Genomic DNA, 12,761 nt, shown 5'->3' with positions numbered 1-12,761 from the left:
ACAGTCAACGTGTACAGGTGGGTATGGTGGGTATCAATGTCCCTATTCCAGTTCCAATCGCAAGCCATCCTTTTGGTGGCTGGAAACGTTCTTCTTTTGGTGATACGAACATGCATGGTGAAGAGAGTGTTAATTTTTATACTCGTCGTAAAACCATTACCAGTAAATGGCCGACCACTGAATTTGGTGAAAGCAGTTTTGTGATGCCAACGAATAAATAAATACTCGTTTAAATTTAAAGAGATACAAAAAAAAGACGTCGTCAAACGTGCCAGCGCAACGAGTTTGACGACAAAAGAAATGGTTAGGAGATGAGAATGGCACGCATTGGATTCATAGGTTTAGGTCACATGGGTTTGCCCATGGCTATTAATTTAGTGAAAGCCGGACACTCCGTCACTGGTTTTGATCTGCAAGCAAAAGCCATGGATGCCTTGGTAGCTGTTGGTGGTTTAAAAGCCGGTTCTCTGGAAAAAGCAGCTCAAAATCAAGAAGTCATTATTACTATGCTGCAAACTGGGAAACAAGTTCGTCAGGTTTGCTTAGGCGAGCAAGGACTCTTTGCCCATATAACACCCAACTCGTTGTACATTGATTGCTCCTCTATTGATGTACAAACAAGTCGTGAAATCCATCAACATGCAACCATAAGACATATCCAGGTAATTGATGCCCCAGTGTCCGGTGGTGTTGCCGGTGCGTCAGCAGCAACACTGACCATTATGGTCGGTGGGAGAGACCAAGCGTTTGAAAAAGCAAAACCTATCTTATCCGCAATGGGCAAAAAATTGATACATACTGGTGCGGGTGGAAGCGGACAAGCAGCCAAAATTTGTAACAATATGGTTTTGGCCATTTCGATGATTGGCGTATCAGAAGCCTTTGTTTTAGCTGAGAGTCTAGGCCTGTCGCCCAAAAAATTATTTGAGGTTGTTACTAATTCGTCTGGCCAATGCTGGGCAATGAGCCAATATGCACCTGTACCTGATGTACTTCCCAACGTACCGGCTAATAATGCTTATCAACCAGGTTTTACTGCGGCAATGATGCTGAAAGATTTAACGCTAAGCCAAAGCACTGCCGCTGTTGTTAATGTTGAAACACCTATGGGTGCCGAAGCAAAGGCGCTTTACCAGAAAATGAATGAAAAAGGCATGGGAGATTTGGATTTCTCTGCCATTATCAAGCTTATTGCCGGAGATAAGGACGAGGATTAAGTAGTTCATGAAAAATACAGCACAGGAAGCAGAGCGGACTTTAGAACAATTTTGGGCTGAGACAGCCTTGAAATATGTTGATTGGCTTGAGCCGTGGAGTAATGTTTTACAAGGTAGTTTAGCTAAAGGTGATATACAGTGGTTTACAGGTGCCAAACTTAATGTCAGCGCCAACTGCCTGGATCGACATTTACCTTCGAAGGCCAATCATCCGGCGATTATCTGGGAGGGCGATAATGCCGATGAAGGGCGTATTTTGACTTTTGCTGAGCTCCATCAGGAAGTATGCCGTATGGCCAATGCCCTTAAAAAATTGGGTATTGGTAGAGGCGATACCGTTGGTATTTATCTGCCGATGATCCCGGAAGCAGCTATTGCCATGCTCGCTTGTACTCGAATTGGTGCCGTACATACAGTCGTGTTTGCCGGGTTTTCAGCAACAGCCTTAAGACAACGCTTAGCGGATGCAAATTGCAAGCTCTTAATTACAGCAGATAGTTATCAGCGCGGCGGCAAAACCTTCGCCCTTAAGCAGCAAGCTGATAAAGCAAGTAAAGGACTTCCATTACAGGTTTTGGTGATCAGTCATCAGGCCATTACTGTCCCCTTCGATACGAATCGTGATCACTGGTGGCATGAACTCAAACAAAAGGTTAGTAATTTTTGCCCTGCAGAACCGATGGATGCTGAAGCTCCCCTCTTTATTCTTTACACCTCAGGCAGTACTGGAAAACCGAAAGGCGTAGTGCATACGACTGGCGGTTATCTGGTGCAAGTGGCTTATAGTCATCAGCATGTTTTCAACTGTAAGAGCGAAGACGTTTTTTGGTGTACTGCCGATGTAGGATGGATAACAGGACACAGTTATGTGGTTTATGGACCTTTATGCAATGGGATTACTACGCTCATGTTTGCTGGTGTTCCTGCTTGGCCATCACCTGCTCGTTGTTGGCAAATAATTGACAAATATAGAGTGAATATCTTTTATACTGCCCCCACTGCCATCCGTGCTTTAAAAAGAGAAGGCGATGAATGGTTAACTACAACAAGTAGAAAATCGTTGCGTCTCTTAGGTACGGTTGGTGAACCAATTAATCCCGACGTGTGGCAATGGTATCAACAAGCGGTTGGTTTAAATCATACACCTGTCGTTGACACCTGGTGGCAAACTGAAACCGGTGCCATCATGATTTGCCCGCAAAGGGAGCTTAAGACAGCCTAACCAGGAGCAGCTAGCCAACCTTTACCGGGCATTTATCCGGTCTTGCTTGATGAAGACGGTAAAGAGATAAGTGGAGTTGGTGAAGGTTTGTTAGCCATCAAATACCCTTGGCCTTCCATGGCAAGAACCATCGCTGGTGATCATGCGCGCTACTGTCAAACTTATTTGAGTAATGGTTATTATCTGACTGGAGATGGCGCTCGTCGAGATAATGATGGTGATTATTGGATTACTGGGCGTCTTGATGATGTCTTGAATGTGGCTGGACATCGTCTCGGTACTGCTGAGATTGAAAGCGCATTGGTTACTCATCCTCAAGTAGCGGAAGCGGCTGTAATAGGCATAGAGCATATTATTAAAGGACAAAGTATTTACGCTTTTGTGAGTTTAAAAGAAGGCCAACAACCTGGTAGTCATTTACAAGAGGAACTCCTCGATACCGTCAAAACCATCATTGGGGCTATAGCTAAACCCGATGTGATTCACTGTGTAGCTGATTTACCGAAAACGCGCTCGGGTAAAATTATGCGTCGCCTATTACGCCAGATTGCTAGTAAGAAAGTCTCTACGTTTGCTGAACTCGGTGATTTATCGACCTTGGATAATCCGCAAACTGTCACTGAACTTATGAAACAAGCTGAGAGAAAAACGGACTAGTATATGTTGAAAAAATTATGAATTTTTTAAATCCAACCGATATCATCCTGGCGAATCGATTTAATACCCAACAAGCAATGATTTATCAGCGGCAGTGGGCTTCTCTACTTAGCCAGGACGATCAAAACAAAACAATAGAAACCGTTGCTGGCGTCGATGTCGCTTATGATAAAGCAACCAATCAAGCCTTTGCGGTAGCCGTCGTTATTGACGCCAATTCTCTGGCATTCGAGACGTACAAGAAGCGGTCTCAACGATTACTATTCCCTACTGCTCAGGGTTTTTATCGTTTCGCGAAGTACCGGCAATCAGCAAGGCGCTTGATAAGTTAAACAAACTGCCGGATTTAATCGTCTGCGACGGTCAGGGAGTAGCGCACCCAAGAGGTTTTGGCTTGGCCTGTCATTTAGGTTTGGCTTATGACATTCCAACGATTGGTTGCGGCAAAAGTAGACTTTATGGTGCAGCCGATGAACCTGGGCCATCAAGAGGTAATTTTTCTTATCTTTACGATAAACATAAAACGATCATTGGTTGTGTTTTAAGAACACGCAATGGAGTCAAACCAGTTTATGTTTCTACTGGCCATAAAATCTCTCTCCCCACTGCATGCGAGTGGGTATTAAAATTATCGCCAAAATATCGCCTACCCGAAACCACACGTCTAGCGGATGGCTATGCTGATGAATACAAAAAGAGTTGGCTGACTAAACATTTTTCTTAACATGATAAGTGTATAGTTGCTGCTAAAAATTTATGGGATTTATAATTCAACGAATCTCGCTATCTCTGGTCTTCGTGATAGAGCAAAAACAATAAGGGACTTGTTATGCATTCATTAATCATCCGAATTCTCTGCTTGGTTTTATGCGTTTTTAATGTTAATGCCATAGGCTTTGCTAAGAATACAAGTGACACGATTTCCACAGCCAGCAGTAATGCCAATAATAATACTTTAGCTAAGGGTTATGTTACACCACAGGCATTCTGGGATTTATATTATGATTTTACTGGAAACAGTGATCCAGCATACCCAAAAGGCAAAATAAATATTTCCCAAACGCTGTTTCAATCAGAAGCCCAACAAAATAGTAGCCTGGTACAACAAAATAAAGGCTCCTTGATCATGTTCATCAACTCTACACTCTATATTTATGATAGTGATCGCAAACTGGTTCTGAAGCAACTTATGCGTACTTCACCCAATTCCGGTTTTACTGAGATGACCGCTATTTCGCATATTGGTCCTGCACTTATGTATTTAGCCAAAAATTAAAGCGAATGGTTGATAGTCAATGGAAGTCACAAATGGATGTTTTATGAAAGATATTAAGGCAGTAAAAGCAATTAATATGCAAACAAGCCATAATTGGTTAGACCAAGTTAGCGCACCCGCCTGGAAACCCCATTTAACCACCATTCATAACATGATCGATTATGCCTGCTCTATGGCGGGTAATTATATGGGTGACGTATTGGATGGCCAGCAAGCATTTGATGCATCATCATTACAGAATAATTTTCTTAATGGCAATAAAACGTATCCTATTCCTTTTAACAATGTGATGGTTGGCACATTCATGCTGACGGCATTACAAAGCATGAATGAACTGCATGATAAAGTATCAAAATTAAACATTGATTGGCCCAATGCAAAAGTACTTATTCGTTTTGTTGCCGGCACCAATGTTTCTGCGGGGGTGACTAAAGGCAGTAATTGGTTAGTACCGCTTGTTGAAGCACTATCAAACAATACGTTACCAGCAGACAGAATTTATATAACGCCTTATGCGGCTGTAAAACCTTCACTCGGCGAAGCAGAGTTGTCGCAAGCAGATTTTAATTATTACAATGATAATGTATGGGGAGGCAGGCATAATCGTACGGCTATTGCCCAGGCAGTATTTACTAACATTCCAACCATCTTTTTGCCTGAACGCCCTGTAATCCCTGGTGACTATGCTTACTCCTCGCAACCGAAAATGCAAGATATCTTAATGCGCTTGAAATTTTCATTATTAGAACCAACAGAAATGTTATCAAATACCGTCGCATTTTGGATGACAGGTGAACTCGCTGCGAAAAAATGGAATTACAATGATATTAGTATTCCAGGCGTAACTACTGGATTTCCACAAGGGATATTAACTTATCCCAGTAATAATCCAGCGATTCACTAGTGATGAATCGCTGGTAAACCAGCCTAAAGCGCCTATCTGGTTAAGTGGCGGCCAATAGTCTCTAATCAGACCGATTAAATAGTAAAAACTGAAATCGTTTTATATACTCAGCGGTAGTTTACGATAAGGATGAGTAGAGAGTGATACGTACATCTATTAAAAAGTTTTCGACTTTTTTATTGTTATTGTTTCCTATCACTCTATTTGCGAAAGTTAATACTATTTCTGAACTCCAATTAGTCCCTTATCAAAAATTAACAACCAGTGCAGCTCGTTCTATCGATTTTTTGACATGGGAGATCAGTCTTTTTTGGCAGTAGCTCAGTTCGCAAAAGATTTGCCTGGGAGAAATGCCGGTTTAGATGGTGGCGATAGTGATCATTATTCTTTAATTTACCGCTGGGATGGCTCTAAATTTCGTGTATTTCAAAAAATTCCATCGCATGGCGGACGCGATCTTGAATACTTTCAAATTGATAAAAAATCATTTATTGCTCTGGCTAATCTGCGCGCAGGAAGCGGTCCATATATACGTACTTATTCAACGATTTATACATGGGATGGCTGTAAATTTACTCCCATACAAAATATAGCCACGAATGCCGCACAAGAGTGGACCTCATTTAAAATCAAGGATACAACGTATCTGGCTGTCGCAAATTATGCAAAGGTTGGAAAACGTGGTCCCGATTTCAATACAAATTCTGTCATTTATCGATGGAATGGTGAGCAATTTACTGCGATTCAATCGATTCCAACCTACGGTATCTTCACTTGGGAATTTTTTACGATAAAGAGTAAACATTATCTTGCTGCAGCGAACGGCGCAGGGAAAACGTCAGTCATTTATCAATGGGATGGTAAACAATTTAATCCAGTACAGAATATTACCGCGCCGAATGCGCGTGATATCAAATTCTTTACCCTAAATAATCAACATTACCTTGCTGTTGCCAACCTGGGTGGCGATTCGGCTATTTATCAATGGAATGGTATGAAATTTGAGCTTTTTCAAACGATCCAAGGAAAAGGTGGGCGCCGTTTTATTGTTTTTGAGCGTAAGGGACTAGTCTATTTAGTAAAGATTAATTATCAAATTGATAATAACGTAAAGCTGAAATCGCAAATTTATGTCTGGAATGGAAACAGGTTCGATTTAACTACTGAGTTTCCAACTAGCGGAGCAACCGATGCTAGCTATTTTACTTTAAATGGCCACGATTATTTAGCAGTAAGTAATGGCCATAAAAGCAAAACCAGTTTTAGAATAGACTCTGTAATCTATGAAGTGAAATAATCAAGACATTTATAAATTCTATCGATGGTTTGCCGATAGCTCTGTTTATTCCCTCTTCCCTGTAAGGGCTATACTAAATGATAATTTGCGCAGTTGTTCTTCGGGCAGCAGCGTTTCACTCGGAAGGAATTATCATTAATTAAAGGAAAATAGCAATGACCACCTTATCAGCAGAAAAGAAAGCACTTCTCGATGCCTTTCAACGTCATGTTGATGCAGAACTCCACAACGATTTAAATACCACTTTAGCAACGATGTCCTCAAAACCCCATTTAAACAATATTCCCACAACACTGGGTGGGATAGGTATCGAAGAGGTTCGCAACTTTTATAGTATGTTCCTTCTGTCGGGAAAATTTTTCCCCCCGGATACTGAAATGACGCCTATTTCACGAACTATTGATGAGCACCAGTTGGTCGATGAAATTATCTTTAAATGTACGCACACGACCGAAATAGGCTGGATGCTACCTGGTATCGCCCCAACAGGAAAACGAATTGAAATTCCTTTGGTGGTGATTGTAGGATTTTCGCATGGAAAAGTTACCCATGAACATATCTATTGGGATCAAGCAAGTGTTCTTGTTCAGGTAGGATTATTAGAACCATTTGGATTGCCTGTTAAAGGAATTGAAACTGCACAAAGAATGGATGCAATACGCCAATCGATGTTAACCAACTAGCTGATTTTCATTAGACAATATCAGGATACAGTCCATTTTTTACAATCCAACTTTTTAATTTATGATAATGGGAGCCTTCCCAATAAATTTTTTACAAGTCTGGCATTGCATGAAAGATTGATAATATTTTTGGGCTAACGGCGGGATCTCCGTAATAATTTTATTTTTCTTCACTGTCTTTAATAGTCCATTACAGGTTAAGCAACGCGTAAATGGATGGCATTGCTTTGTTAAATGAAATTGGTTTAATACTTCTTCTACCTGTTGATTGGGATCGGTATGGTGCATCCAGTGGCCATGCGTAATCGCTTTGTTTTTCAACAGGCCTACATCACGAGTTAAAACAATACGTCTCTCATTTTTGCTACGCTGAACGATTACTTCGTCCAATAAATCATTTTCATAAACCACATCAAAACCAAGTAAACGCAAATACTTGGCAAGTTTGCCAAGATGAACATCTAAAATAAAACGAGGTTTTCTTAATGGTTTCGCGCGAAGCCGTATAAGTTCACCCACATCGAAGGTCTCAAAAACCGGATAAACAGAGATATCATCGCGCTCTTGAACCAGGTAATTAAAATCGACCGATTTTCTATTGACTAAAATTAGCTCGATCTCTGTATGAGGAACCCCAAGTGATTCAATGATGTCTTTAATAGTACTTTGCTGAACAATAGTATGTGGAAAGCGTATTTTCCGCTTTTTTAAGGGTAGGAAATCATTTAATTCCTCATAAAACCTTAACTGTATTGTGATCATAGCGATGATTCATTACTTACTTACTTTTAAGGTATGGCAGAATCCTTTAAAAAAGAAAATAGAGGCGCTCAATTGGACTGGAGGACTGAGGAAACAATCCTATTGATATGGAAGACAATTATAATGGGTATCCCTAATATTGAATTTTATTAGAACAAAATGACTCTTTTTAATATATTTGCAAGAAAAATGGTATAAAATCAACCTATTAATGTTAGAGAGGCTGCTATGCCTACTATCACTCCATTCTGGCAATATCGCCAAATATCTTTATTTAAAAGCGATAAAATAAAGAAAAGCGATGTCATTGGCTGGTATGAATAAATTAGTCGAACCCATCGAAACACAAGCGCCGAGGATATAAATCCATTATCAACATGCTATGCCATTGTTGTACCCAGCAAGGCTGGGCGCTTTGCCCAACGGCACCTTGTCGGGCCCAAGGCTTGAACAGCCGCAACACTGTATTGAATAGTAGCATTTGATGTTGGGGCCAGATCCCTGGCCCGATATGGCTTAAACCAATGCAGTCGTACGAGAATCCTCTAATGGCTGTTCTGCTCGTTCTGTTTTTAGTGCGAGTAGCGCTTCTCGACATTGACTTATAAAAGCATCTTTTAGTTGTTTTGAGTTTTTACCAGGTATGGGAAGTAATTCTATTGCTGGAATCAAGTTCTCCAGGAAGGATGCACAATCCTCATGCGAATGGTCTGGTGCTTCTTGCTCTGGCTGTTCGAAATGCAATAACTCTATACTGGGTTGTTTATCCAACATCTGTCTAAAGTAAGGAGTAACGAAAGGACTTGCTTCCAGTGCTTCTTCACTTCCATACCATTTTATTAAGGCTTCTTTATATTGCTCGATGGCTTCAGGCTTTAGAAAATCAGTATAGCTTCGAATGCCAAAGGGAAAATTCTTGCCTAAATGGAAACGTGGTTTAATGCCAATTTCCGAAAAATAAGCTAGCAATTCTTTCTCAAAATTAGCAATTCCAGGTGCATTGGGATGAGTGACTATATCGATTGCCAGAATATGCTCCTCTTCCGAACTGGTTGATGTGGTAGACAACCCACCATTGCTTCCTTTGATGTAACGTGCGTAAACGGCGTAGGTGACAGGGCATTCGCCTCGTTCTATCGCAGCTTTTGTTAAATCTTCAATTTTTTGTAAAACAGCAGCAAGCACATCACCAGCCTCATCATCTTTAACGGGTAAGATATAACTGGTGTCGCGCATTTGTTTGGGGAAAGCAGCCTGATAGTGAGTAATATTGTTTTCGTGATCAACAATTGGTTCAGTACCGCGCATTTCTGTTATCGTTGTAGCAGCGAGCGACAAATAGTAGGGTAGGAGTTTTATCAGTTTAGAGTCCAGGAGGAATTCCTGAACAGAGTCGCCGACTCTTACACTTAACTCTTGTGCCAAAGAGCGGGCATCGGCAGCATAAGGCGGGTTAAGTTTTTGAGTAGGTGCTTCGTCGGTGTGATTCCACAAACGAATTTGCCATTTATCTTGTGATGATAACTCATCCAGTGGAGTGGACGTGCCGACTCCAACACCAATTAAACTAAAATATTGATTCTCCGCCAAGAGTTTACTTAGATAAGGTCCCATCGTTTTTGCATCAGGGAAGTTACGAATAGTCTCTTTCAGGTTAAATGCTTCAACGACTTTTCATCGTCATGCTAAGAACAATACCTAATGCACCTGAGTGGGCGGCAGACAAGGTAGCAAAATCTTCGTCGTCAATGGTTATTTCACGGATATTTCCGTCGTGATCACATAGTCGTAATCCAGTAATCTGGCCACTGAAAGCCGGTTCATCACGGCCTGTTCCATGCCCTCCTGTGCCTGCTAAACCGACGGCACTAGCCCAGGAAAGCATGCTGACGGTTCTTAAAGAAAGGCCAAAATTCCTAAGTTTTTGCGCAAGTTTAGCAATTTGTACGCCTGCTGTGACTAAAATTTCGTAAACTCTAAGGTAATCAAGAGGGTTTTTTGAATCCATTGGAGGAGTATGTTCCATTTCACCCAGTTTTTTACATTTTGGTATGTCGGACTAAAGCGAATAATGACGTCAGCAACAGAGCCTTCTGAAAAGGAAAAAGATTCATTGTAACGTTGCTCTTGTGCTTTTGCCCAAGGGAAGCAGCACCAGCTTGGTTCTTTATCGGCCCATCCCGCTGTCCCTTTTACACTGATTTTGTGGTCAGAATGTTGGGCGTTTTGTTTTTTAACGGCCCACATGACTTCTTGTACTTGCTTTTCATTGTCAACTTGAATAACAACTGCTTTACGTTTTACGACATTCTCCATGTAGTTGGTCCAGGTTTCTACCTTATGGGAAATCCCTTTGTTTGTTAGATCTTTCAGAAAAGCCGCTTTTGATCCGTCTGCAAATGGCATGTTCACTCCTTGAACGAGGTTGAGGTTGGAAATTTTATACTGTCATGGTTTTGAATAATTCGTCAATACTGTGATCTGCAGCTAAGGCAATCATAATTTAGAAGAGTAGTATTGTAGGGTGGATAGAATCAGTCGATTCCAGTTTAATGGAATACGAAGGTAATATTACTGAATAAATTGCTCGCTTTTTACCATCTTCACACCTAGACGCAAAAGAGCTTGCTTTTTAGTTTTGTTAAAGTCCTCTTCATTAAGAGGACAGGTGGCATCTTCAATCAAATAACAGTGGAAGCCTTCTGCAAGCGCATCCTTCAAGGAGAAATAGACACAAACATCAGCGCATAAGCCACAAAAATACAGTGCTGTGGCTCCCTTGGCATGCAGATAGCCAGCCAAACCAGAGCTTCTTTTATGTTGATTATCATAAAATCCACTATAACTGTCTATGTCCGCATTTGTTCCTTTGCGAAAAATGGCTTCAATGGGGGTAGTATTTAACTTCGAAGGAAATGCAGCTCCGATTGTTCCCTGGACGCAATGATCTGGCCACAGGATTTGTTCTATTCCATTTAACTTGATCGTTTGAAACGGTTTTTTACCAGGATGGTTGGATGCAAAACTCTTGTGATTAGGAGGATGCCAGTCCTGCGTTGCAACAATCAGATCAAAGTATTTGAGCAATCGGTTAATGATAGGGATGATCAAATCGCCATGAGGTACTGCGAGTGCCCCTCCTGGGATAAAATCATTTTGCATGTCCAAGATAACTAAGGTCTTCATCGGAACTACCTTCTGTGTTCTGCAATTAATTGATTGCGTAGTTGATGCAACTGTTCGCTAAGCCCGATTTTGTAACGATGAGGGTTGCTGAATCGTTTGTATTCCTGAGGCAATTGATTTATACGCTGTTGGCTATATTTTGCTATGTCGTTAAAGGGCTTGGTTGCCAATAGACGTTGGCCTTTTTCCATAACCTTATGCAGCAAAGGCTCCAGGGTATAATCTTTTATAGAAAAATGATTTCGAATGTTCGAAAGGATGGTACATCGTGGCTGGCTTTTTTCCGTTCTAAGCGCGATAACATCAGCACAGAACGTGTTATCCGTTTCCAATACGCGAAATACTTGCTTCTTATAAGGGATGGTTATTTTTGCCAGGGTGTCAGAAAGCTTGATGCAGGGTTTATTGTTAACAAAAGCCAGTTTGTAAACCCCATCCAAAGCGGCATCAGGTGCGCCTATGACCAGATTAGTACCTACTCCAAATGAATCAATTGGCGCGCCTTGGTCCAGTAAATTTTTGACGATAAACTCATCCAGTTGGTTTGAGGCAGTAATTTTTACGTAATCAAGCCCGGCATCATCAAGCATTTGACGCGTTTTTTGCCAACCAGGCTAAATCACCACTATCCAAGCGAATTCCTTTCAAGCGACAGCCGCGCTTTTCCATTTCTTTGGCGATTGTAATGGCATTTGGTACACCGCTCGTTAGCGTATTGTAGGTATCAACGAGTAGAATACAATTATCCGGCCAGATCTCGGAAAAGTCGCGAAAAGCTAATAATTCACTGTCATAACTTTGGATAAAGGAGTGAGCCATTGTACCTGCAACGGGAAAATGGTAATCCCGTCCGGCGCGTACATTACTGGAGGTATCAAACCCACCGATTATAGCCGCACGACTGGCATAATAGCCGCCAGGGCCTTGTGCTCTTCGCAAACCAAAATCAATGAGTTGTCGCTTTCCGGCTACTTGTCTTATACGACTGGCTTTTGTTGCTATAAGAGATTGAAAATTAATTATATTTAATAAAAGAGTTTCAATTATTTGAGCTTCAATGATGGGTGCTTCAACAGTAATAACAGGTCGGGTAGGGAACATAAGGTCGCCTTCAACAGCCGCATAGATGGTTCCGCTGAATTGAAAATTTTTCAAATAATCAAGAAATTTAGGATGCATTTTCTGTTCATGCAAAAAAGCAAGATCTAATTCATCAAAACGAAGATTGACTAGAATGTCTAACAGATCGTCCAAACCGGCGAAAATAGCATATCCGCCAGCAAAGGGAAGCACACGGAAAAAATAATCAAAAAACAGCGAAATGATTTGTGTGTCCCTTCAAAAAATAAACTTGCGCCATTGTTAATTGATATTGGTCAGTGTAAGTTCCTGTATAATTAATCATTGGAGTCCTTAGCGATTGCATAGCTCAGCTTATGGCGTTATCAAAGACCGAAGCATAGGCTTATTCCATATAATTAATTATATAATTTATTATCATATAGTATAAGCATCGAGCTATTTATGGGATGGTTTGATCTCTGCCTAAATGTAACG

The 12,761-nt window shown here is 41.0% G+C and carries 11 protein-coding genes and 3 pseudogenes; 7 read left to right on the top strand and 7 right to left on the bottom strand.

Going from position 1 to position 12,761, the window contains the following annotated elements; translation table 11 throughout:
- The 7 genes and pseudogenes from BN58_RS21200 to BN58_RS01705 all read left to right on the top strand — a co-directional run.
- A partial coding sequence (locus BN58_RS21200) for an aldehyde dehydrogenase family protein (protein WP_156812302.1) occupies positions 1-221 on the top strand: 221 nt, incomplete at its 5' end.
- Positions 222-317: 96 nt separating this feature from the next.
- Positions 318-1,217, top strand: coding sequence for a 3-hydroxyisobutyrate dehydrogenase (gene mmsB / locus BN58_RS01730; RefSeq protein ID WP_019215363.1), 900 nt, complete (start codon positions 318-320; stop codon positions 1,215-1,217).
- 7 nt (positions 1,218-1,224) lie between these two features.
- Positions 1,225-3,096, top strand: a pseudogene (gene acs / locus BN58_RS21195) (acetate--CoA ligase).
- 17 nt (positions 3,097-3,113) lie between these two features.
- Positions 3,114-3,820: pseudogene (locus tag BN58_RS21190) on the top strand (endonuclease V).
- A 105-nt stretch (positions 3,821-3,925) separates the two neighbouring features.
- Positions 3,926-5,276 (top strand): annotated as a pseudogene (locus BN58_RS37380) (DUF5624 domain-containing protein).
- A gap of 292 nt (positions 5,277-5,568) precedes the next feature.
- On the top strand, positions 5,569-6,573 hold the full coding sequence (locus BN58_RS21180) for a hypothetical protein (protein ID WP_019215356.1): 1,005 nt from the start codon (positions 5,569-5,571) through the stop codon (positions 6,571-6,573).
- Positions 6,574-6,728: 155 nt separating this feature from the next.
- Positions 6,729-7,256: an ester cyclase gene (locus BN58_RS01705; protein ID WP_019215355.1), complete on the top strand. Its 528-nt coding sequence runs from the start codon at positions 6,729-6,731 to the stop codon at positions 7,254-7,256.
- Between the two features lie 54 nt (positions 7,257-7,310).
- On the opposite strand, the gene BN58_RS21175 is transcribed toward BN58_RS01705, so the two are convergent.
- From BN58_RS21175 to pncB, 7 genes are all read right to left on the bottom strand, one after another.
- Positions 7,311-8,018 carry a Mut7-C ubiquitin/RNAse domain-containing protein gene (locus BN58_RS21175; protein WP_232220255.1) on the bottom strand — a complete coding sequence of 236 codons (708 nt, stop codon included), beginning with the start codon at positions 8,016-8,018 and terminating at the stop codon, positions 7,311-7,313.
- A 516-nt stretch (positions 8,019-8,534) separates the two neighbouring features.
- Positions 8,535-9,632, bottom strand: coding sequence for a hypothetical protein (locus BN58_RS27950; RefSeq protein ID WP_019215354.1), 1,098 nt, complete (start codon positions 9,630-9,632; stop codon positions 8,535-8,537).
- 49 nt (positions 9,633-9,681) lie between these two features.
- Positions 9,682-10,026: an FAD-binding protein gene (locus BN58_RS27945; RefSeq protein ID WP_019215353.1), complete on the bottom strand. Its 345-nt coding sequence runs from the start codon at positions 10,024-10,026 to the stop codon at positions 9,682-9,684.
- Positions 9,978-10,424 carry a hypothetical protein gene (locus BN58_RS27940; protein ID WP_019215352.1) on the bottom strand — a complete coding sequence of 149 codons (447 nt, stop codon included), beginning with the start codon at positions 10,422-10,424 and terminating at the stop codon, positions 9,978-9,980. Before BN58_RS27940 ends, BN58_RS27945 begins: the two co-directional genes overlap by 49 nt.
- Positions 10,425-10,589: 165 nt before the next feature.
- A complete protein-coding gene (gene pncA / locus BN58_RS01685) occupies positions 10,590-11,204 on the bottom strand; it encodes a bifunctional nicotinamidase/pyrazinamidase (protein ID WP_019215351.1) in 615 nt (204 codons plus the stop codon).
- 5 nt (positions 11,205-11,209) lie between these two features.
- The gene (locus BN58_RS37375; protein ID WP_408605443.1) at positions 11,210-11,794 is read right to left on the bottom strand and encodes a beta/alpha barrel domain-containing protein; all 585 of its coding nucleotides are present in this window, start codon (positions 11,792-11,794) and stop codon (positions 11,210-11,212) included.
- The gene (pncB, locus tag BN58_RS37370) at positions 11,787-12,497 is read right to left on the bottom strand and encodes a nicotinate phosphoribosyltransferase (RefSeq protein WP_408605442.1); all 711 of its coding nucleotides are present in this window, start codon (positions 12,495-12,497) and stop codon (positions 11,787-11,789) included. Before pncB ends, BN58_RS37375 begins: the two co-directional genes overlap by 8 nt.
- Positions 12,498-12,761: the final 264 nt, after the last annotated feature.

It is taken from the genome of Legionella tunisiensis (assembly GCF_000308315.1).
Classification (GTDB): Bacteria; Pseudomonadota; Gammaproteobacteria; order Legionellales; family Legionellaceae; genus Tatlockia; species Tatlockia tunisiensis.
The sequence above is the reverse complement of the archived record's forward strand: the minus strand, read 5'-3'. Positions and strand labels throughout refer to the sequence as shown.